This is a genomic window from Mesorhizobium sp. M0633, assembly GCF_040320645.1.
In the GTDB taxonomy this organism is placed as follows: domain Bacteria; phylum Pseudomonadota; class Alphaproteobacteria; order Rhizobiales; family Rhizobiaceae; genus Mesorhizobium.
Genome location: NZ_JAMYQC010000059.1, coordinates 1 through 21,655, shown reverse-complemented (window position 1 = coordinate 21,655; position 21,655 = coordinate 1). Strand labels below are relative to the sequence as shown.

The window sequence follows — 21,655 nt, the reverse complement described above, 5'->3', positions numbered from 1 at the left end:
CGACCCGAGCGGCATCTATGTCCGGCCGGAGGGCTCGGTCTACATCACCGGCGGCGCCGAGCCGGAAGAGGGCGAAGGACCGGCCGACCCCGCCGACTTCGACGCCGACTGGCCGCTGTTCGAAGAGGTGATCTGGCCGGTGCTGGCGACCCGCATTCCAGCCTTCGAGGCGATCAAGCCGACGCCCGCCTGGGTCGGCCATTACGACTACAACACGCTCGACCAGAACGCGGTGATCGGCCCGCATCCCGAGGTCGGGAATTTCCTCTTCGCCAACGGTTTTTCCGGCCACGGCCTGCAGCAGGCGCCGGCGGTCGGCAAGGCGCTGGCCGAGCTTCTGGTGCATGGCGGCTATCGCACGAGGGATTGCTCGGCGTTCGGGTACAGCCGGATCGCCGAGGGGCGGGCGTTCAGGGAATTGAATGTGATTTGAGCAGGAAGGGCGGGTGCGCCGCGACGGCCCTTTTGGTGCAGGGACAGAGGGGCGCGAAGGAACGCGACAGGCGACCGATGGCCCAAAGCTGGCGAAAACAGCCGGCCAGGGCCTGCCGCGAACGGAATGATTTTGTGATGATCGTGGCGCGCGATCCGCCGCATTTCCGGACGATCAGCGACTTCCGCAAGCGGCATTTGAAGGCGCTCGTGGCGCTGTTCGTGCAGGTTCTGAAGCTGTGTGAGACGGCAGGACTGGTCAAACTCGGCCATGTCGCGCCGGATGGCAAGAAGATCAAGGCGAACGCGTCGAAACACAAGGCGATGAGTTATGAGCGCATGAAGAAGCGCGAGCTGGAATTGAAAGCCGAGGTCGCTCGCATGCTGACGGCGGCCGAGGCCGCGGATGCCGAGGAGGACGTGACTTTCGGCAAGGACAAGCGCGGCGACGAGATGCCGGATTGGGCCGGCGACAAGCAGAACCGGCTGGCCAAGATCCAGCAGGCGATGGCGTCGCTGGAAGCCGAGGCCAAGCTGGCGGCGCAAGAAGAGCGCCGGATCGAGGCCGAAAAAAAGAGCAGCGCCAGGCCGCAGGCCGCAAGAAGCCTGGCAAACCGGCGGCCGCGCCATCAGAGGAGCCTGGTGGCCATAGCAGCTGTTCTCGGAGGAACGCCGTTCGCTGTGCGGCGCTAAAGCCTGAGAGATCCTCGAAGAAGGATTGATCTCTTTGCATATCATTATCTTCATATATGATACGCGAAGAGATCATAAAGTTTTGACTTGCTCGCTGGATGAGATACCTTTGCGTATCATCGCGCATTGGAATAGATCGTATAGGTATCATGATGGACTCTGAATCGGAAATTCTGCGCGAAATCGGTGGGCTTTTCAGGCAGGCGAGGCTGGCCGCGGCCATGACGCAGGAGCAGGTCGCTGATTTGGCGGGTATATCCCGTCCCCGCTATCGCGACATCGAAAAGGGAGCCGCAGCGGCGCGTGCGACCACGCTCATGAATATCGCTCGCGCGCTCGGTCTGGAAATGATGCTGGTTCCGCAGGTCATGGTGCCGGCTGTCCAGGCTCTATTGCGTCCGCATGATGATGACGATCGACCCGCCTTTGTTTCTCAACCTGACGATGGCGATCATGGCTCCAGTCTTTCGCGCACCTAAGACGATCCCGTCGCTGGACGTGCACTTGAACGCATTGAAGATCGGCACAATCGTTAGGACCCCGGGCGATTTCAATGCATTCAACTTCGATGAGGCCTACCGCGCGACGGGCGGCTTTCCGGTTTTCAGCCTGTCGTTCCGGGCAGCGACGGGAGGATTGCGGAAAGATCCGAAGCCTCTGGCGGGCGCCTTGCCCGCTTTCTTCGCGAACCTCCTGCCGGAGGAGAAATTGCGCGAGGCGATGGAAAAGCACCACGAAGGCAATGTGCGGCCAGGCAATGATTTCGATCTTTTAGCGGCGCTGGGCGCCGATTTGCCGGGAGCCGTACGGGCGTTGCCCAGTGACGGCGCGATAGCGGTTTCGCAGGATGCTTCAAAGGATAAGCCCAAGGCACGGTTCTCACTTGCCGGCGTGCAGATGAAGCTGTCGGTCATGAAGAACACTGGAAAAGGCGGCGGCCTTACCTTGCCGATGGACGACGAGCAGGGCCGGTACATCGCCAAGTTCCCTTCGACGGCCTTTCCGGGCGTTTCCGAGAACGAATTCGCCAACCTGGCGCTGGCTGCAGCAATCGGCATGGAGGTTCCTGAATGCGAACTGGTCGAGAAGTCCGATTTTGAGGGCGTTCCCGAAGAATTCAACACGCTGTCGGAGGGCAAGGTCCTTCTCGTCAAACGCTTCGATCGCGGCGCCGATGGCGAGAGGATACACATCGAGGATTTCGCTCAGGTCTTCGGTGTCTATCCCTCGCGCAAATATGAGGGGGCCGCTTATCACGACATAGCCTTGGCCCTTGGCGTGGCCGTCTCGCCTACGGCGGCTCTCGAATTCGTCCGCCGCCTGGCGCTGACGGTCATCACTGGCAATGGCGACATGCACCTCAAGAACTGGTCTTTGATTTATCCCGGTAACGGCGACAAGCCGGTGCTTGCACCAATCTACGACGTTCTGTCGACCGTGCCATATATTCCCGCCGACGCCATGGCGCTTTCGCTTGGAGGGGAGCGCTCGTTCAAGGCGCTAGCAGCACCGCGATGGAAAGCATTTGCGAACCGTGCAAGGCTTCCGGAGCCGGCAGTCCTGAAGGCAGTGGTCGAGACCGTCGAACTCGTCAACGAGCACTGGTGGCATCTGCCTGAGCGCGACGTTGTCGCAGCGAAAGTGCTCGAGCGGATCGACGAACATGTGAAGGCGATGACGCCGATACTGAACTCCTGCGCCGATAGGTGAGCCGAGTCCCCTTGAGTTGGTGATATGGCGGAATTATCTCCCGCGGCCCCGTATGGATGGCCGTGGATCGAAGGTATGCCAGCGTGGCGCAAGATTCCGCGCAGTGTCGACGAGGACACGCGAGACCAAGCACGTCAGCTCGCCGGAACAGAAGAGTTCGTAGCATCCCGCAATTAACGCTAGAGGGTCGAGATGCTGTTCGCCCACCTCAACACAACGATGCGGTTCGAACGAATGCGGTGACTGAGGATCGCGATCCGACGCTTTGTGTCGCCATTGTCGGGTCCGCTACACGGCTTGTTCCAACGATCCTTTCTTTGGCCTCACGCTAAACCTCTGAAAAGCAACCATGAAATTATTCTTCGGTTCGATCAGCCAAATTGGCACGAGTCTTGAGATCCTTGGGTGCGAGGCGGCGACAGCTGCCCGACCGGCATTCATGTCGCGGCAGCCGCGATGAATGGAACGAAGGAAGGAAAGCTACATGTCAGGTTTGCGTCAGATCGCCTTTTACGGCAAGGGCGGCATCGGCAAGTCCACCACCTCCCAAAATACGCTCGCCGCCCTTGTCGACCTCGGGCAGAGAATCCTCATCGTCGGCTGCGACCCCAAAGCCGACTCCACCCGCCTGATCCTGAACGCGAAGGCGCAGGATACGGTCCTGCACCTCGCGGCAGAGGAAGGTTCGGTGGAAGACCTGGAACTCGCGGACGTGCTCAAGGTCGGCTACAAAGGCATCAAATGCGTGGAGTCGGGCGGCCCTGAGCCGGGTGTCGGCTGCGCCGGCCGCGGCGTGATCACCTCGATCAACTTCCTCGAGGAGAACGGTGCCTACGACGATGTCGACTATGTCTCCTACGACGTGCTCGGGGATGTGGTGTGCGGCGGTTTCGCGATGCCGATCCGCGAGAACAAGGCCCAGGAAATCTATATCGTCATGTCCGGCGAGATGATGGCGCTCTATGCCGCCAACAACATCGCCAAGGGCATCCTGAAATACGCCCATTCGGGCGGCGTGCGGCTCGGCGGCCTGATCTGCAACGAGCGCCAAACCGACCGCGAGCTCGACCTCGCCGAAGCGCTGGCTTCCAGGCTCAATTCCAAGCTCATCCACTTCGTGCCCCGCGACAACATCGTCCAGCACGCCGAACTCAGGAAGATGTCTGTCATCCAGTATGCGCCGGACTCCAAGCAGGCCGGGGAATACCGGGCACTAGCCGAGAAGATCCATGCCAATTCGGGCCAGGGCACCATCCCAACCCCGATCACCATGGAGGAGCTCGAGGACATGCTGCTCGACTTCGGCATCATGAAGACTGACGAGCAGATGCTTGCCGAGCTTCAGGTCAAGGAAGCGGCGAAGGCGGCCGCACAGTAACGACCGCTGCCGACACGAGGCGCGGCCTTGACCTGGCGCGCCTTTCAAAGAACGGCGCCTCGTTGGTGAGGCGTCACCCTGAACCTTGAAAGGGGTCCCATGAGCCTGGAATACGAGAATGACGGCGCCCTCCATGCGAAGCTTATCGAGGAGGTGCTGTCGCAATATCCTGACAAGGCGGCGAAGCGCCGCAAAAAGCACCTCAGCGTCGCAAAGAGCGGCGACGAGGCTGGCGAGGAAAGCGAGGGCCTTTCCGAATGCGAGGTCAAATCGAACATCAAGTCCATCCCCGGAGTGATGACGATTCGCGGCTGCGCCTATGCCGGCTCGAAAGGCGTGGTGTGGGGTCCAGTCAAGGATATGGTCCATATCTCGCACGGCCCGGTCGGCTGCGGGCAATATTCCTGGTCGCAACGCCGCAACTATTACGTCGGCACGACCGGCATCGACACGTTCGTCACGATGCAGTTCACCTCCGATTTCCAGGAGAAGGACATTGTTTTTGGTGGCGACAAGAAGCTGGAACGGATCATCGACGAGATCGAGGAACTGTTTCCGCTGAACAAGGGCATGACTGTGCAATCCGAATGCCCGATCGGCCTGATTGGCGACGACACCGAAGCTGTGTCCCGCAACAAGGCCAAGGAGCACGAAAAAACGATCGTGCCGGTGCGCTGCGAGGGCTTCCGCGGCGTATCGCAATCCCTCGGCCACCACATCGCCAACGATGCGATCCGCGACTGGGTCTTCGAAAAGAAGGACATCGAGTTCGAGGCCGGCCCGTACGATGTCAATGTGATCGGCGACTATAATATCGGCGGCGACGCCTGGGCTTCGCGCATCCTGCTCGAGGAGATGGGCCTGCGCGTGGTCGGCAACTGGTCGGGCGACGCTACGCTGGCCGAAATAGAGCGCGCGCCGAAGGCCAAGCTCAATCTCATCCATTGCTACAGGTCGATGAACTACATCTGCCGGCACATGGAGGAAAAGTATGGCATCGACTGGATGGAGTATAATTTCTTCGGCCCCTCCCAGACCGAAGCCTCTCTGCGCAAGATAGCCAAGCATTTCGGGCCGGAAATCGAGGCCAAGGCCGAGGCGGTCATCGCCAAATACCGGCCGTTGGTCGATGCCGTCATCGCCAAGTACCGGCCGCGCCTCGAAGGCAGGACGGTGATGCTCTATGTCGGCGGGCTGCGCCCCCGTCACGTCGTCACGGCATATGAGGATCTAGGCATGGTGATCGTCGGCACTGGCTATGAATTTGGCCATAACGACGACTATCAGCGTACCGGCCATTACGTGAAGAAGGGCACGCTGATCTATGACGACGTGACTGGTTACGAGCTGGAGAAGTTCATCGAGGGGATCCGTCCTGATCTCGTTGGCTCCGGCATCAAAGAAAAGTACCCGGTCCAGAAGATGGGCATACCGTTCCGTCAAATGCATTCCTGGGATTATTCCGGCCCGTATCACGGCTACGACGGCTTCGCCATCTTCGCCCGCGACATGGATCTGGCCATCAACAACCCAGTCTGGAACCTCTACGACGCCCCCTGGAAGAAAAAAGCCGAGCCGTCGGCGGCGATCGCAGCCGAATGAAAACCTGGCCTCCCGGAAGCCGGGAGGCCGTTGAACGCCTGTGGCGCTTTATCCGCGGGAGACCTGAAACGTTTCGACGTCCCTGTGCCGCCGTATGGTGCGGCCAGATGGAGAAGAGGTAACCATCCATGCCGCAGTCGGCTGAAAAAGTTCTCGACCACGCTCCCCTGTTCCGCGAGCCGGAATACAGGCAGATGCTCGCCGACAAGAGGCTGAATTTCGAATGTCCGCACTCGGACCAGGTCGTTACCGACCAACGCGAATTCACCAAGACGTGGGAATACCGCGAAAAGAACCTCGCTCGCGAAGCGCTTGTCGTGAACCCCGCCAAGGCCTGCCAGCCGCTCGGCGCGGTGTTCGCGGCCGCGGGCTTCGAGCGAACCATGTCCTTCGTCCACGGCAGCCAGGGCTGCGTGGCCTATTACCGCTCGCACCTGTCGCGCCATTTCAAGGAGCCTGCTTCGGCAGTTTCCTCGTCGATGACCGAGGACGCGGCAGTGTTCGGTGGCCTGAAGAACATGGTCGACGGGCTCGCCAACACGTACCAGCTCTACGACCCGAAGATGATCGCCGTCTCGACTACTTGTATGGCGGAGGTCATTGGCGACGACCTGCACAGTTTCATCGAGAACGCCAAGGACGAAGGCTCGGTCCCGCGCGACTTCGACGTGCCCTTCGCCCACACGCCAGCCTTCGTCGGCAGCCATGTCGACGGCTACGACGTTGCGGTCAAGGGCATTTTGGAGCATTTCTGGAAAGGCGAGGAGCGCACGGAAGCCGAGGGAACCATCAACGTCATTCCGGGTTTCGACGGCTTCTGTGTTGGCAACAACCGAGAACTCAAGCGCCTGCTCGATCTGATAGGCGTTTCCTATACCTTCATCCAAGACGCCTCTGACCAGTTCGACACGCCCTCGGACGGCGAATACCGCATGTACGACGGCGGCACGAAGATCGAAGACGCGAGAAAGGCACTCAACGCCGAGGCGACACTTTCGCTGCAACATTACAACACCCGAAAAACACTGGAGTATTGCGAGGGGGTAGGGCAGGCGACTGCCTCGTTTCATTACCCGCTCGGAGTCCAGGCGACCGACGACTTCCTGATGGAGGTCTCCGCGATTTCCGGCAAGCAAATCCCCGAGACAATCCGCCTCGAGCGCGGCCGGCTTGTTGACGCCATGGCGGACAGCCAATCCTGGCTTCACGGTAAGAAATACGCCATCTACGGTGATCCGGACTTTGTCTACGCCATGGCCCGCTTCATCATGGAGACGGGCGGCGAGCCGACCCATTGCCTCGCCACCAACGGCACCTCGGCATGGGAAGCGGAGTTGAAGGAACTGCTTGCATCATCGCCCTTCGGCAAGGATGCTCAAGTCTGGGCGGGCAAGGACCTCTGGGCGATGCGGTCGCTGCTCTTCACCGAGCCGGTGGACCTGCTGATCGGCAACTCCTATGGCAAGTATCTGGAGCGCGACACCGGCACGCCGCTGATCCGGCTGACGTTTCCGATCTTCGACCGCCACCATCACCATCGGTTTGCGCTTATGGGCTACCAAGGCGGGTTGCGCGTCCTGACGACGATCCTCGACAAGATCTTCGACAAGCTCGATCGCGAGACAAGCGAGACGGGCGTGACGGACTATTCGTATGACCTCACCCGCTAAGCGTGACGGTCGGCTTTGGCCGGTCGTCTTCCCGAGGGACTTTGGAGACCGACGCAATGTCCTCGCTCAGAGCCAAAATCCAGGATGTCTTCAACGAGCCCGCCTGCGAGCAGAACCGCGGCAAGGATGCCAAGGCGCGCAAGGAGGGCTGTTCGAAGCGACTGACCCCCGGGGCGGCGGCCGGCGGCTGTGCCTTCGATGGCGCCAAGATCCTGCTGCAGCCGATCACCGACGTCGCGCAGCTGATCCATGCGCCGCTCGCCTGCGAGGGCAATTCCTGGGACAACCGCGGTGCGGCTTCGTCCGGGCCAACGCTGTGGCGCACGAGCTTCACGACCGACCTCACCGAACTCGACGTGGTGATGGGGCAGGGCGAGCGGAAGCTTTTCAAAGCGATCCGCGAGATCAAGGAAGCGTATGGGCCCCCGGCGATCTTCGTCTATCCGACCTGCGTGACGGCGCTGATCGGCGACGACATCGAGGCCGTCTGCAAGCGCGCGGCGGAAAAGTTCGGCCTGCCGGTGGTGCCGGTCAATGCGCCGGGCTTCGTCGGCTCCAAGAATCTTGGCAACAAGCTTGCCGGCGAGGCTTTGCTCGATCATGTCATCGGCACGGTGGAGCCCGACGATGCCGGCCCTTACGACATCAATATCCTTGGCGAATTCAACCTCTCGGGCGAATTCTGGCTGGTGAAGCCGCTGCTGGATCGGCTCGGCATCCGGGTGCGCGCCTGCATTCCGGGCGACGCGCGTTACCTCGACATTGCCTGCGCGCACCGCGCCCGGGCGGCTATGATGGTGTGCTCGACCGCGCTCATCAATCTCGCCCGCAAGATGGAGCAGCGCTGGGACATCCCGTTTTTCGAGGGCTCCTTCTACGGCATCACCGACACCTCTGAAGCGCTCCGACAGCTCTCTCAGTTGCTCGTGAAGAAGGGTGCCGATCCGGAGATCCTCGGCCGCACCGAGGCATTGATTGCAGAGGAGGAGACGATCGCTTGGAAGAAGCTCGCGGCCTACCGGCCGAGGCTCGAAGGCAAGCGCGTGCTGCTCAACACCGGCGGTGTAAAGTCCTGGTCGGTCGTCCATGCGCTGATGGAGATCGGCATCGAGATCGTCGGCACCTCTGTCAAGAAGTCGACCGTCGAAGACAAGGAGCGCATCAAGCAGATCCTCAAGGACGACAACCACATGTTCGAGCAGATGGCGCCGCGCGAACTTTACACCATGCTCTCAGAACACAAGGCCGATATCACGCTGTCGGGCGGGCGCACGCAGTTCATCGCGCTGAAGGCCAAGACACCCTGGCTCGATATCAACCAGGAGCGCCAACATCCTTACGCCGGCTATGACGGCATGGTGGAACTCGTACGCCAGATCGACCTCGCCATTCATAACCCGATCTGGCGCCAGGTGCGGGAACCGGCACCATGGGATTGCCAGCCGGCGGTGAGGGAGGAACTGCCGAGCACGAAAAGCGAGACCGCGACCTTGCATGCTGTCCAGGAATTCGCCGGCACGACGGCCGACGATTTCGGCGAGTGGTGAGGAAAGCCGATGGTCCGCATCCTTCCCCAGACCAAAGCGGCGGCGGTCAATCCGCTGAAGTCATCGCAGCCGCTGGGTGCCGCCTTGGCCTTTCTTGGCGTCGACGGCGCGATGCCGTTGTTCCACGGCAGCCAAGGGTGCACCAGCTTCGCCCTCGTGCTCTTCGTGCGGCATTTCAAGGAAGCCATTCCCTTGCAGACAACAGCGATGGACGAGGTGGCGACGATCCTCGGCGGGGCAGAGCATCTGGAAGAGGCGATCCTCAACCTCAAGGCCCGCACGAAGCCAACTCTGATCGGGGTCTGCACGACGGCGCTGGTGGAAACCCGGGGCGAAGACTGCGCAGGAGATATCGCCAATATCAGGCTGAAGCGCACGGAAGAACTCGCGGGTACGGAGGTGGTGCTAGCCAACACACCGGATTTCGACGGCGCGATCGAAGAGGGCTGGGCCAAGGCTGTCACCGCGATGATCGAAAGGATTACGCGGCCCGGCGAGCAGGCGCGGCAGTCGAAGAAGATCGTGATCCTGCCTGGCTGGAATCTCACTGTGGCTGATATCGAGCATTTGCGTGAGATGGTTGAAAGCTTTGGACTGAAGCCGGTGATTCTGCCGGACGTCTCCGGCTCGCTCGACGGTACGGTGCCCGATCGCTGGGTCACGACCACCTATGGCGGCACCAGCGTCGAGGATATCCGCGAGCTTGGCACGGCCGAGCAATGCCTCGTCATCGGTGAGCATATGCGCCGCCCGGCCGAGCTGCTGCAGAGGTTGACCGGCGTGCCTTACGTGCTGTTCCGGTCGCTGACTGGATTGGGGGACGCAGACCGGTTCGTCTCGCTACTGTGCGCGGTTTCGGGCGCGGCGGCGCCGGCTGGGATGCGCCGTCGCCGGGCGCAGTTGCAGGACGCGTTGCTCGACGGACATTTCCATTTTGGAGGCAAGAAAATTGCGATCGCTGCTGAACCAGACCAACTCTACCAACTCGCGAGCTTCTTCACCGGCATGGGCTCCGAAATCGCGGCGGCGGTCACCACGACCAACATGTCGAAAATTTTGGAGGAAGTACCGGCGCAGTCGGTTCAGATCGGCGATCTCGGCGATTTGGAAGCTCTTGGCGCCGGCGCTGATCTTCTCGTCACCCATTCCCATGGCCGCCAGGCGGCGCAGCGCCTCAGCATTCCGCTCATGCGGGTCGGCTTCCCGATCTTCGACCGGCTCGGCAGCCAGCACAAGCTCACAATCCTCTATCAGGGGACCCGCGACCTGATCTTCGAGGTTGCCAACATCTTTGACGCCAACCGGCACGCGCCGACGCCTCAGGCGCTTGATCCACTCCGTAAGCGAGAAATGCCAGATGAGCTCCGTTCGTCGCCTCTCGCTCGTCACTGACGAGGTTCACGCACCGACGCCGGAACGCCAAGCCGGCGCATTGCGCGTGGCGGTCGCCACGCAGGACATGAAGAACCTCAACGCCCATTTCGGTTCGGCCAGGCGCTTTGCTGTCTACGACGTGACGCCCGAGGAGTGGAATCTCGTCGAGGCCGTGGCCTTCGATGACGTTTCGGACGAGAGCGGGAAGCATCGAACTGAGGGCGACGACCGCATCACCCCGAAGGTGGAGGCGCTGAAGGGCTGTCATCTCCTTTTTTGTCTGGCGATCGGCGGACCTTCGGCAGCCAAACTTGTTTCGGCAAAAATTCATCCGATCAAAGTGCCGCACCCCCAAACCATCCAAGAGGTGCTGTTGCGCACGCAGATGATGCTCAGGACGTGTCCTCCCCCTTGGCTGCGCAAGGTGCTGGCGCAGGCAGGTGTCGCCGAACACAAACCGTCCTTCGAGGACGAGGACTGAAATGAGGAGTGGCGAAATGTCTGACGCCGGGGTTAGCCCTGCTGTCGCCGAAGACGAGGCGGCCCTTGCCACCCCGTTCGTCAAATGCCTCGTGCGGCTGGTCCGGGCTCATGATTCCCACGGGTCTTGGGAAGGCAAATCGGACGCCGAGCTGCTGGGCGACTTCATCAACACCAGGGAACAGCGCCGTGCGATCCCGATCATCGGCGATCCCGATCCGGACGTGCTGTGGAGGCTTGAGATATTTTACACCGCCGTCGGGCTTGCGATCGAGGAGCGCTCCGGCCTGATGGCATCGCCGATGATGGAGATGAGCCATGAGGGCTTCGGGCGCGTGCTTCTCACGGCCGGGCGGTTGGTCGTTCTGTCGAAGACCCTGCGCGACGTCCACCGGTTCGGCTTCGAGACGTTCTGGAAACTCGCCGCGGCCGGTACCAAACTGGCCGGCGATGCCACCGCAGCCATTGAGGCTCATCCCGAGGTGGCGCGGGCGTGATGGAACCGATTTTCGATCAAGGGGATCATGTCAGGCTTTGAGGACATGCGATGGCCAGCCCCCTCAACCGAGGCGGTCGAGGCCGATTTGGTTCTTGGGGTAGCGCTGATGAAGCCACTGGTCCTGATCTGTTCGCAAGATGCGGAGTTGTATCTGTTCCTCAGCCACATTCTGGGGGTGGACGGCTTCACGAGTGAGCCGGCAGGCGGCGTGAAGGAAGCACTTGCATTGGCCGACGAACGTGAGCTCCAGGCGGTCGTGCTGGACTGCGGGGCGGCAAGCGCGACAGGCTCCACAATCTGCGCCCGGCTCAAGGGGGAGCCCCGGACCGGCGGCCTGCCCGTAATTGCCCTGATCGCGCCCGGCGCCGAGAACCAGCACCTCGATCTGTTGAAGGCAGGCATTGATGAAAGCTTCGTGCGGCCCTTCGCGCCAGCCAAGCTGCTTGACTGTCTACGCACGAAGCTGGCGCTGCCGAAACCGGGTTCAAACGGCATCGAAAACAGCAGCTGGCTCTGCTGCGGCAGCCTTGAGATGAAGCTCGATGCCCACCGGGTTCGCGGTAATGGCCACGACATCCATCTCGGACCTCTCGAGTTCAACCTGCTGCGGCAGTTGCTTGAGGCTCCCGGCAAGGTCTTCAGCCGAGACGAGCTGATAGGCGCGGCCTGGCCGGACAATATCCATATCGGTGCACGCACTGTCGACGTCCATATCAGCCGGATTAGAAAGGCGCTGAAGGCGGCCTCGCCAGGCAGCGTCATTCGCACCGTCAGGTCGGCCGGCTACTCGCTCGAGAAGCCGGACGACTAGATTGGGCAGGGGTGGTGCCACTCGCTATCTGCATCGTGGTCAGGGCAGGTTTTGCGGCTTCGAAACGCGCTACGGGCGCGACATACTGATGGAGAAGCAGTAAGATGGCCTTCAAAAGCCTACTCAGTGTAGCGGGAGCTGACCACTCCGATCAGGACGTCAGAACAGCTGCCGGCTTGTGCGCCGAGGTCGGCGCATATCTGTCCGTACTGATTATGTCGCCTCCGCCGCTCGTTATGTCGCCTCCGCCGCTAGGCGATGGCATCCCCGAGTGGCCTCAACAACACGCACAGGCCATTGCCAGACTGGAAAAACGGTACAGGCAAATCGAGAGGTTTTCACAGGCCACGGCCAGTCTGGAAAAAACATCCAGGGAAATTCACAAACTGCTGAGAGCCACGTGGCGGTGCTATGATGTCCATATTGCCAACTGCGATCAGGCCAGCGTCGGTGACACGGTGCGTCAGCGGGCGCTCTGCAACGACCTGACAATCGTCGGCCCCGCACTTCTCAACGACATTAACCTCGGACCCCTAGTTATCAACGGCAGCCTGTTCGATACCGGAAAGCCGGTGCTTGTCGTGCCGGAGGGCGCTGAGGCGACTCTGTCGCCACGGCGCGTGCTGGTCGGCTGGGATTCGCGAGTCGAGGCGTCCCGTTCGGTTCGGGAAGCGCTGGATCTGCTAGCCGGTGCTGAGGAAGTTCGTGTCGCACTAGTCGATCCGGAGGCGACCTGCACCGGAAACGGCCCCGAGCCGGGAGCCGACATCGCTGCCTATCTCACTCGGCACGGTGCTCGGGTGTCGGTTGACCGGCTGCCGAGCGCCGGCAAACCGGTGGCTATGGTGCTCGCGCAGCACGCAATCGACACGTCTGCCGATATGATAGTCATGGGAGCTTATGGCAGCCGCCGGCTGCGCGAGCGGCTCTTCGGTGGGGTGACGAGATGGATAGTTGGGAAGCCGCCATTGCCGCTGTTTTTGGCTCGCTGACGGGTTCCGAAGCAGCACCGACGCTGTTCGAAACTCTACTCACTGGGTTACTATCCTGATGCCAAGTCGGAGAAAGATCGCGGCAAACGTGCAAGCTTCGCGAAGCTTCTCGGAGCCAATCTGCACGTGCCGCCCGAGAACATCCGCGCACGCCGCTAACGCGCGCGGGGGTGGTTCTACTCGCCCGAGTTGGTCCGTGATGCTGAGACCAACCGCGGGGCAGAGGTATGGGCAGTCCTCAATGGAGCCACGATCACGGCGCAGATCGGCGTTAGGTCAAAGAGAGTCGTTCAGCGCGGCAGGCCGAGTTTGGACCCGTAGCGGCATCGTATGCGCGCTATCACGATCTCCTCATTACTGGCCGGGAGCTTAACAACGCAACGACCGTCCCGTGGCCGACGCCCTCCACTTCGAGTCGGAACGGTCGGGCTCCTGCCGCGGTCGGCGGGAATCGATCGCATAAATCACGTTGCCATGGTCTGGAATGGCAGGCGGGTTAGGGGTGAGGATGGCCGCATCTTCAGCGTTTTCAGTCGGTCCGGCCCAACCCGCGTGGCGACCGAGTGGTCTTTGGCCGGTCAATTCCTACAACGCTCACATTCGCACCAAGCGGTCCCTGTAGGGCCTGTGAACAGGGACACAGAACGACAAAAGCAGGAACCCGGGAGAGTTCACCGCGCCGGCACATGCCGGCACTCATCCTGGCCCCCTTCGCCACGATCATCATCGTCAATCTGGCGAAGACGGTACTCGCGACCCGCAGCCGGACATGACCGGCTTCGTCGTGAAGAACTCCTGTGTCGCCAGCCAGGAATTCAATCGCAAAGCGGAAGAGGTAGGGCAGAGGCGATGCTCGGATGGAGCGGCCCCTGCAATCGCAATGGCGTTTCGCTACCACCTGAGCGACCGAAACGGCAAGAAGCTCAAGCAAGGCTTGAGGGGGACGATGATGACGAGCCTGGCGGTAGCCAACGCAGACATGATGTCCATCTGCTCGTGCCTCAGCCCGAATATATGTCGAGTCGTCCGTGGCCACGCTTCTCTGGCGACGCGAAGCGCGTGATGCGTGTCCAAGACCTGACAGTGGCAGAAAACATGTCGCGTCCGATACAACCGGCTATCTTGGCACCCGGAGGTTTTTTAATGTGTAATCAAGCGTTTACCGCGCGCTGAGCGCGTTGGCACGGCCTTTGCGAATTGAGATTCAGCAACACTGAGTGAAGGCTGACTGCACGCAGATGCGCAAGACGACCGATGCTCTCCCTTCCTTGAACCCTCGTGCCCCGTCTCAAAGGGGAAACAAGCTCGCGCATAAGGTCACGCAACCTTTGGCAACAGCTTTGGAGAGCAACATGGTATTGCGACGGGGTCACCGGCTCCTTCGATCAAAGTGGAGGACTGGCTGCGTGGCGAGCCCCTTGCGAACTTCCAGCCCGGCAAAGTCTATATCGTCGAATTTGGGCAACTTGGTGCCGACCAGGTGTGGGGGAGATGCTCCATTTGATGCGGCTGCAGGAGAAATACAGGGACAGCGGAATTGAGGTCGTCGGAGTCGCGGCTAATGAAGACGCTCCAACGGCCGTTGAGGCTCGCACCAAGTTGGACGCGTGGTTACCCGAAAAGTGCTCGAATCTGAACTATCGGATCGCGTTCGACTACACAGGCGAAATGAACAAGCTTTGGATGAAACCCAGCTTTTCCACCGGGGTTACGACTTCGTTCGTGGTCGACCGAGACGGCCACATCGCCTTTATTGGTCATCCGGGGCAACTCGATGAGATTTTGCCGAAAGTGCTCAGCGGCAGCTGGCGCACCAGCGATAAAGCGAAAGCCGCCGATACGGAGCGGATCGCCAGAAGTGAATCCATGGCGCGCGAACGCGCGTTGAAGAAGCCGATCAATGACAGATTTTGGGCGGCGGTGAAGACAGTGGAACAGGCGCTCTCGGCGATCGAAGAGGGCATCGCCTTAATGCTGGACGACATCAATTTCCGCCGGGCGCATGCGCATCTGGTGCTTCACAAAATGCACGACATGTGGACCGGTTTGCCCCTCATGCACCAACTGGTTCGCGACGCGATCGACAGAAACTCCGAGGATTGGATGATCATGGCGCTAGACCAACTCTTTCATCCGACTAATGACCATTCGCGCTTTCCGTCTGCTGAGCGCTTCGCGATGGGCAAAGAGCTGCCCGAACACATCCTGGCACTGAACCCCCCGCAAGGCGACGACCCTAAGTTCTGGTCTTATCCGGCGATCGCTCGGTACCATGAGAACGGCAACGAAGTTCGCGCGATCGAGTTGGTCGAGCTGGCAAGACGTCGCTGGACGGTCCGGAGCCTGTGCCGGACGAACTGGAAACGACACCTCCTACCGGATTTGCTGCAGGCCCTGGCCAACTACAAGCTGAGAACGTTTGTTACGGCGCGCTCTGTTTGGCTCCGCAAAACAATTTCCCGAAGGTACCAAAGCGCGGTCGACGGAGGAGGAAAGATAAAAAAGGGTAATTGGTCGAAATGGCTTATTGGCCAATTCGTCCATTTCCCTGGCGTGGCCGCAGCAAGGAGGGTCCATGCAGCACTTGGTCGATCGTTTGCAGCAGGATCGAGGCTCGAATCTTCATGACCTCCGGCCGCATCACGGCGGAAGTGATGTTCGACGCGAATTCGCGTGGAAGACTTCGCAGTCGAGGAGGTGTTCAAGGTCGGCCACGGGGACATCAATTGCGTGGAATCGGCCGCCGGAGCCGGGCGTCGGGTGCGCAAGTGTGCCCGAAGTAGGCGTCCCAGAAAACAGAATCGTGCTTCGAGGAAGAGGACTGAAATGAGGAGAAGGCGAAATGTCTGATGCCGCGGTCAGTCCGGCTGTCAACGAGGACGTGGCGGCCCTTGCCATGCCTTTTGTCAGATGCCTCGTGCGGCTGATCCGTGCCCAGGAGTCCTACTGTTTATGGGAAGGCAAATCGGACGCCACGCTGCTGGTCGACTTCATCCTCACCAGGAAAAAGCGCCGTGCGATCCCTGGCCTGGGCTATCCCGATCCGGACGTATTGTGGAGGCTCGACATGTTCTACACCGCCGTCGGGCTTGCGATTGCGGAGCGTTTCCGCCCGGTGACATCGCCAATCGTGGAGATGAAAACCTTAAGGCCTTCGGGCACGTGCTTTTCACGGTTGGGCAGCTCGTCGTTCTGTCTAGACGTCCCTCGGTTCGGCTTCGAGACGTTCCGGCAACTCGGGGAGGCCGGTACGAAACTGGTCGACGATGCGACCTCAACCACTGAAGCCTGTCCAACCTGGCGCGGGCGTGATGAACCGATTTCGAGGAACGATTTATGTCAAAGCTAGATGATATGGGGAAGAAAGTCCGAAAGCTTCAGCTGCGCGCGGCAGTTGCCAAGATGAAATTGCGCGACCTTGCAGAGAATCTCCCGGGAAAATGGACGGAGATAGAGGAAGTTGCCGAGGAAACGTCGGCGGTTTTTGCTGAGTTGGATGGTGCCAAGAGAGAGCTCGCTACAATGAAGAAGTTACGAGGATGAGCACATTCACCACCCGCGACGGCTCCGGATGGGTGCCGGAATACCTCACCGCTATAGACGGCACGATCTGCATCGGCTGCGGCCGCTGTTTCAAAGTCTGCTCGCGCGAGGTCATGCATCTTTACGGCGTCGATGACGCGGGTGAAATCCTCGGCGCCTGCGACGACGAGGATGACGATTTCGATGGCGAGCTCAATCGCATGATCATGGTCGTCGATCATGCCGGCCGCTGCATTGGCTGCGGAGCCTGCGCCCGCGTCTGCCCGAAGAACTGCCAGACCCATGTTGCGGCCGACCAGATCGCAGCATGATCTGAGGAGACAAACCAGGAGAACGGCGTTGCCCTTTAGAAGCTTTTGTCACGTCCTGGGGCTAGTGCTGTGCAGCACCGCATTGACTGTCTACTTCGCTTCTCATTCCATCGGCACAGTAGTCGTCACGACGCTGACTTGTTCGCTGCTCCTTCAGCTCGCGTATTTAGCAAGCGTGCTCTTTTTGATCTGGCGGTCTGGCTGCGTTGGCCGAGCTGGCCAAAGGCCTGAGCATTTCGGCAGTTGCGAGGACGTTGGATGCCAATCGCCAGACCATGATGAGGTGACGAGTGACTCGGCAGATTCGCTTCAAAATCAAATGCTAGCTATATCGCTGCTGCTCCCTTGAGGCGTGGCCGTGACAAGATCAGAGCTCGGATTCCCGCCACTTTCGATGAACCACGGACCTTGGGCTGATCATTGAAGAACAGGTGTGCTTGACATGGGCAGAAGTGACCGCATCCCGGGACGTCTAATGGCGCGAGATGCAGCTATTTGGGTTCCGTAGGCATGAGAGCCGTCGCAGCACGCCGGGATGCGGGCTGCTTCGTCTCCGTGCGAGGCGCTGGAAATGATGATGAGGCTCTTCTGCAACATCTCATAACGCACCTGTCGTCAAATCAAACACGCCTCTTGGACTGGCTGGGTGCATAGCTCATTCAACTCGATCATGTGTTGCTGGAGAAGACATGCTGGAAAAGTTCGAACGCTATCCGCTCACCTTTGGACCCACGCCTATCGAGAAGCTCGACCGCCTCGGCAAGCATCTGGGGGCAAGGTGGAAATCTACGCCAAACGCGAGGACTGCAACTCCGGTCTCGCGTTCGGCGGAAACAAGCTCCGCAAGCTCGAATACATCATCCCGGACGCGATCGCGTCAGATGCGGATACGCTCGTCACCGTCGGCGGCGTGCAGTCCAATCATACGCGCATGGTCGCCGCAGTCGCCGCCAAGATCGGCAGGAAATGTCTGCTGGTTCAGGAGAGCTGGGTACCCCATGAGGATGCCGTCTATGACCGGGTCGGCAATATTCTCCTGAGCCGCATCATGGGTGCAGAGGTGCGCCTGGTCAACGAGGGCTTTGACATCGGCATCCGCCACAGTTGGGAACAAGCGCTCTATGAGGTCAAGGCGAGGGGCGGCAGACCCTATGCGATACCAGCCGGGGCGTCTGTTCACCCGAATGGAGGGCTCGATTATGTGGGATTCGCGGAGGAAGTGCGCGCCCAGGAAAAACAGCTTGGGTTTGCGTTCGACCACATCGTCGTTTGCACGGTCACGGGTTCAACGCATGCCGGCATGCTCGTCGGATTCGCCGAGGACGGTCGACAGCGCAATGTGGTCGGTATCGATGCCTCTGCCACCCCCGCCAAGACCAAGGCGCAGGTGCTAAAGATTGCCCAACGTACAGCGGAGCTCGTCGATCTCGGAACGGAACCCGTCGAGGATGACGTAGTGTTGCTTGAGGACTAGCATACCCGCGTTATGGCATTCCGTCCGAGGAAACGAAGGAGGCCATCCGCATGTGTGCGCGGCTCGAGGGTATGATTACCGATCCCGTCTACGAGGGCAAATCGATGCAAGGGATGATCGACCTCATCCAGAAGGGCTTCTTTCCAGAGGGATCGAGGATCCTCTACGCGCATCTCGGCGGCGCGCTAGCGATCAACGGGTTATGGCTACACCTTTCGCAATGGCTGACGCTCGACAGATTGCGATTGCGCCGCCCTGCCGTGCGAGCGATGCGCTCCAAGTTCGTTCGGGGGCCTGCCCGGCAAACCGGGGACTGTTAACTGCCGCCCCAACGCGAAGGTGGCCGGGTTCATTCGGAATGTCTTAATTGGGGCTATCTCGATGCAATTCGCTCGGCCCGCTTGCATGACACGCCAACGAGGGGGGCGCGCGCAGGATACCGCGGAATGGGCGACGCAGCTCATCCGTGCTTGGAACGCGGCACGAGTCAACGCCGCATCCCACCAGTCGGCGGCGTCGCGCCCGAGCTCCAGCTCCGGCTGCTCGGCGCGTTTACGCTCGCACCATGGCGCCGGCATGCCGCCGGCGAACCATGACGCATTGCCGCCGAGGCTGCTCGTCAGCAAAAGCGCGATAAGCCCTAATGGGCAACCTCATCGGGACCGAAAACAGCGCTAAACCGGCTGGCTAGATGTGGGCTTTCGGGAGGTTGTCCATTCGGACCGGACCGGGGAGACTGGAGTTACCAGGCTTCAGCACTCACCGGAGGGTCCGAATGAACATCCACAAGAATGCCCGTCTCACGCCGCTACGTCGAGAGGAGATGGCGCTGTCGGTGATAGAATGCGCTTTGTCCAAAGCCCATGCGGCGCGCGTCTACGGCGTGTCGGCCAAGATCGTGGCGCGCTGGACAGCAAGGCCGGCTCGGGCGCGAGATGAAGCGCGGTCATGAGACTGGCAACGTCGGCGCCGACCGGAGGAGATGGATCAGCAACGGCGATGCGAGGCCGAATCTTTTCGTTGGTCGGCGATGGAATGTCGCGACCTTCCCGTTAATCGATCGTTATTCCGTAGCCGCGGCAATCGACCATTTCGGAGACGAGCTCATCGAAGGTGGTCTTTGGCTTCCAACCGAGCTTGGTGGCCGCCTTGGAGGCGTCGCCGATCCAGCAGGTCAACCTCGGTCGGACGGAAATATAACGCTTGTCTATCCGGATCAGCGCCTGGTTACTCCTGCGTTCTCGGCCTACCTCGTCGACGCCTTCGCCTTCCCAGAGTCTCCTTGCCTACCCGCCTGAAGGCAGCCTCGACAAAGCTGCGGACCGCTCGCCGGTCGCGAGCACAAAATCGTCAGGCTCATGGTGCTGCAGGATGCGCCACATGCCCTCGACATAGTCGCGCGCCGAGCCCCAGTCGCGCTTTGCCTCCAGGTTGCCGAGATAGAGGCAGTCCTGCTTCCCGGCCATAATCGCAGGTACCGCAGCATCACCTTGCGTGTGATGAAAGTTTCGCCGCGCGTCGGCCCTTCGTGACTGAACAGAATCCCGTTGCTTGTATAGAGCCCGTATGCCTCGCGGTAGTTCACGGTGATCCAGTAGGCGTAGAGCTTCGCCACCGCATAGTGCGAGCGTGGATAAAACGAAGTAGTCTCCTCCTGCGGGACGCCCTGGACCGAACCGAAGAGTTCGGACGTGGAGGCCTGGTAAAACCGCGTTTTTTCCTCAAGGCGGAGAATGCGGATCGCTTCCAGCAGCCGCAGTGTGCCGAGAGCGTCGGCATTGGCCGTATACTCGGGAGTCTCGAATGAGACTTGCACATGGCTTTGGGCAGCCAGATTGTAGATTTCGTCAGGCTGCGTTTCTTGCAGGAGACGGATCAGGTTTGTCGCATCCGTCATGTCCCCGTAATGCAGGACCATGTCGGGATGATCCTCATGAGGGTCTTGATAGAGGTGGTCGATGCGCTGGGTATTCCCGATCAGCGGAGGCTCGCCGCTTCAGGCCATGCACTATGTAGCCCTTCGAAAGCAGCAGTTCGGCAAGCAGCGCGCCGTCCTGACCGGTGATTTCTGATATTTCCGTGGATGAGTTTCCGTGAATGAAGCGATTTGACAGGAATGGCCGGCGGAACGTACGAATGACTTCCTGTCCGCTACGACGCGATGCAATCATCGTATGCACCGCCTGTGCCCCGAGTGATGTTAAGAAGGCGAGCGGATTACATGAAGCACGCCGTGTCCTCGGCATAAGGTCTGGAAGGACTTCGCCTCGATCTTCCTCACGACGGGAGAGACCTCCTGTAGGCGTCTCTTCCCTAGCGGCGTCTTTTCATGTCCACTATTCTTCGCAAAATCGATTGTTTTGATGGAACGCATCCACACGACGGATACGCGCTTTCGACCGAATTGAGATTTTCAGGGCCTCGAACGCAGCCTCTAAATAACTCAGCGCAATCCCCCGCGCAGCGCCGAGATGGCAAAGTCGTTTCGATCCTTTAGCCCTGCAATGACTGCATTCACAGGGCGTCTTAATTCGCCGGCGGCCTGCAACTCACACAGTTCGCACTTGGATTGCGTTCTACCTCTCGGTCGAGAACTTACAGGCGATGCCCTTCATGGCCGTATCGTATAGTCACGGGAAGAAGCCTCTAGCTTTGGCCGAGGTGTTTACATGCCAGGAGACAACGCGCGACTGGTAGGCTTGTCGGCTTGAGGTAATCGAAGGTCCCACTGGGCGGCGGCAGCGTCGACAGCGGAAGGCACGGATCGTCGCGGAAGTTGTTCAGGCCGGCGCTCGGGTGGCCAGGTGATGCGCAGAAACGGGGGTCACGCAATGCCGGCCTGGTCGGAAGGCACGGCTGGCGTTGCCCCTGAGGCAGGGCCTCGGCCACCTGCGTGGGCGACGCGGTGATCCGGGAGAGGCATGCGTCGATGCCGTGCATCTGTCGCGGGTGACCCGCGCTGTACTTGTGGCCCAACGATCGCCTCGGACGGCCAGGCACCAGTGCACGCAAAGCAGGATCACTCACTGCTCAAAACGGAACTGTCAGGAATTCTGTGCGCGAGGCCGGTTTCGTCATTGGCTGACGAACCTTTCGCCGAAGACGACGGCGAACTGGGTCTTGGCCTCGAACCATTCGC

At 60.4% G+C, this 21,655-nt stretch carries 19 protein-coding genes and 5 pseudogenes; 21 read left to right on the top strand and 3 right to left on the bottom strand.

Annotated features, from left to right (window positions below; genetic code table 11):
* From NKI47_RS33235 to NKI47_RS33140, 20 genes and pseudogenes are all read left to right on the top strand, one after another.
* The coding region (locus NKI47_RS33235; protein ID WP_352595741.1) for an NAD(P)/FAD-dependent oxidoreductase at positions 1 to 433 on the top strand (433 nt) is incomplete at its 5' end.
* A gap of 95 nt (positions 434 to 528) precedes the next feature.
* A pseudogene (locus tag NKI47_RS33230) lies at positions 529 to 963 on the top strand (transposase); the annotation flags it as partial.
* A 314-nt stretch (positions 964 to 1,277) separates the two neighbouring features.
* On the top strand, positions 1,278 to 1,604 hold the full coding sequence (locus NKI47_RS33225; RefSeq protein WP_352595746.1) for a helix-turn-helix domain-containing protein: 327 nt from the start codon (positions 1,278 to 1,280) through the stop codon (positions 1,602 to 1,604).
* The gene (locus tag NKI47_RS33220) at positions 1,579 to 2,835 is read left to right on the top strand and encodes a type II toxin-antitoxin system HipA family toxin (RefSeq protein ID WP_352595738.1); all 1,257 of its coding nucleotides are present in this window, start codon (positions 1,579 to 1,581) and stop codon (positions 2,833 to 2,835) included. Before NKI47_RS33225 ends, NKI47_RS33220 begins: the two co-directional genes overlap by 26 nt.
* A 484-nt stretch (positions 2,836 to 3,319) precedes the next feature.
* The gene (gene nifH / locus NKI47_RS33215) at positions 3,320 to 4,213 is read left to right on the top strand and encodes a nitrogenase iron protein (protein WP_023801970.1); all 894 of its coding nucleotides are present in this window, start codon (positions 3,320 to 3,322) and stop codon (positions 4,211 to 4,213) included.
* 99 nt (positions 4,214 to 4,312) lie between these two features.
* Entirely contained in the window at positions 4,313 to 5,815 is a 1,503-nt protein-coding gene (gene nifD, locus NKI47_RS33210) for a nitrogenase molybdenum-iron protein alpha chain (RefSeq protein WP_352595736.1), read from the top strand.
* A gap of 128 nt (positions 5,816 to 5,943) precedes the next feature.
* Positions 5,944 to 7,485: a nitrogenase molybdenum-iron protein subunit beta gene (nifK, locus tag NKI47_RS33205; protein ID WP_352595733.1), complete on the top strand. Its 1,542-nt coding sequence runs from the start codon at positions 5,944 to 5,946 to the stop codon at positions 7,483 to 7,485.
* A gap of 56 nt (positions 7,486 to 7,541) precedes the next feature.
* Positions 7,542 to 9,032 carry a nitrogenase iron-molybdenum cofactor biosynthesis protein NifE gene (nifE, locus tag NKI47_RS33200; RefSeq protein ID WP_352595731.1) on the top strand — a complete coding sequence of 497 codons (1,491 nt, stop codon included), beginning with the start codon at positions 7,542 to 7,544 and terminating at the stop codon, positions 9,030 to 9,032.
* Between the two features lie 9 nt (positions 9,033 to 9,041).
* Positions 9,042 to 10,424 (top strand): nitrogenase iron-molybdenum cofactor biosynthesis protein NifN, encoded by a 1,383-nt coding sequence (gene nifN, locus NKI47_RS33195; RefSeq protein WP_352595728.1) that lies wholly within the window; start codon positions 9,042 to 9,044, stop codon positions 10,422 to 10,424.
* Complete coding sequence (gene nifX, locus NKI47_RS33190; RefSeq protein WP_352595725.1) at positions 10,390 to 10,887, top strand: nitrogen fixation protein NifX; 498 nt, start codon at positions 10,390 to 10,392, stop codon at positions 10,885 to 10,887. Before nifN ends, nifX begins: the two co-directional genes overlap by 35 nt.
* 16 nt (positions 10,888 to 10,903) lie before the next feature.
* On the top strand, positions 10,904 to 11,383 hold the full coding sequence (locus NKI47_RS33185) for a NifX-associated nitrogen fixation protein (protein ID WP_352595722.1): 480 nt from the start codon (positions 10,904 to 10,906) through the stop codon (positions 11,381 to 11,383).
* 45 nt (positions 11,384 to 11,428) lie between these two features.
* Positions 11,429 to 12,196 carry a response regulator transcription factor gene (locus NKI47_RS33180; protein WP_502898119.1) on the top strand — a complete coding sequence of 256 codons (768 nt, stop codon included), beginning with the start codon at positions 11,429 to 11,431 and terminating at the stop codon, positions 12,194 to 12,196.
* A gap of 104 nt (positions 12,197 to 12,300) precedes the next feature.
* Positions 12,301 to 13,188, top strand: a complete 888-nt coding sequence (locus NKI47_RS33175; RefSeq protein WP_352595716.1) for a universal stress protein — start codon at positions 12,301 to 12,303, stop codon at positions 13,186 to 13,188.
* A 769-nt stretch (positions 13,189 to 13,957) separates the two neighbouring features.
* Positions 13,958 to 14,251 (top strand): hypothetical protein, encoded by a 294-nt coding sequence (locus tag NKI47_RS33170; protein WP_352595713.1) that lies wholly within the window; start codon positions 13,958 to 13,960, stop codon positions 14,249 to 14,251.
* 440 nt (positions 14,252 to 14,691) lie between these two features.
* Positions 14,692 to 15,816 carry a thioredoxin domain-containing protein gene (locus NKI47_RS33165; RefSeq protein WP_352595743.1) on the top strand — a complete coding sequence of 375 codons (1,125 nt, stop codon included), beginning with the start codon at positions 14,692 to 14,694 and terminating at the stop codon, positions 15,814 to 15,816.
* A 214-nt stretch (positions 15,817 to 16,030) separates the two neighbouring features.
* Positions 16,031 to 16,537, top strand: a complete 507-nt coding sequence (locus NKI47_RS33160; RefSeq protein ID WP_352595710.1) for a DUF269 domain-containing protein — start codon at positions 16,031 to 16,033, stop codon at positions 16,535 to 16,537.
* On the top strand, positions 16,525 to 16,731 hold the full coding sequence (locus tag NKI47_RS33155) for a CCE_0567 family metalloprotein (protein WP_352595707.1): 207 nt from the start codon (positions 16,525 to 16,527) through the stop codon (positions 16,729 to 16,731). The genes NKI47_RS33160 and NKI47_RS33155 overlap by 13 nt, the downstream gene beginning before the upstream one ends.
* Positions 16,728 to 17,042 carry a ferredoxin III, nif-specific gene (gene fdxB / locus NKI47_RS33150; protein WP_352595704.1) on the top strand — a complete coding sequence of 105 codons (315 nt, stop codon included), beginning with the start codon at positions 16,728 to 16,730 and terminating at the stop codon, positions 17,040 to 17,042. The genes NKI47_RS33155 and fdxB overlap by 4 nt, the downstream gene beginning before the upstream one ends.
* Positions 16,951 to 17,391: an exopolysaccharide production repressor protein gene (locus NKI47_RS33145; protein ID WP_352595701.1), complete on the top strand. Its 441-nt coding sequence runs from the start codon at positions 16,951 to 16,953 to the stop codon at positions 17,389 to 17,391. Before fdxB ends, NKI47_RS33145 begins: the two co-directional genes overlap by 92 nt.
* Before the next feature lie 340 nt (positions 17,392 to 17,731).
* A pseudogene (locus NKI47_RS33140) lies at positions 17,732 to 18,744 on the top strand (1-aminocyclopropane-1-carboxylate deaminase).
* 263 nt (positions 18,745 to 19,007) lie between these two features.
* Here the strand turns inward: NKI47_RS33140 and NKI47_RS33135 are convergent.
* Positions 19,008 to 19,130, bottom strand: a pseudogene (locus NKI47_RS33135) (glycine oxidase); the annotation flags it as partial.
* Positions 19,131 to 19,291: 161 nt separating this feature from the next.
* On the opposite strand from NKI47_RS33135, the pseudogene NKI47_RS33130 reads away from it, so the two are divergent.
* Positions 19,292 to 19,435 (top strand): annotated as a pseudogene (locus NKI47_RS33130) (IS481 family transposase); the annotation flags it as partial.
* A 133-nt stretch (positions 19,436 to 19,568) separates the two neighbouring features.
* On the opposite strand, the pseudogene NKI47_RS33125 reads toward NKI47_RS33130, so the two are convergent.
* A pseudogene (locus NKI47_RS33125) lies at positions 19,569 to 20,434 on the bottom strand (GDP-mannose 4,6-dehydratase).
* A gap of 13 nt (positions 20,435 to 20,447) precedes the next feature.
* A complete protein-coding gene (locus tag NKI47_RS35305) occupies positions 20,448 to 20,687 on the bottom strand; it encodes a GDP-mannose 4,6-dehydratase (RefSeq protein WP_502898118.1) in 240 nt (79 codons plus the stop codon).
* Between the last annotated feature and the right edge of the window lie 968 nt (positions 20,688 to 21,655).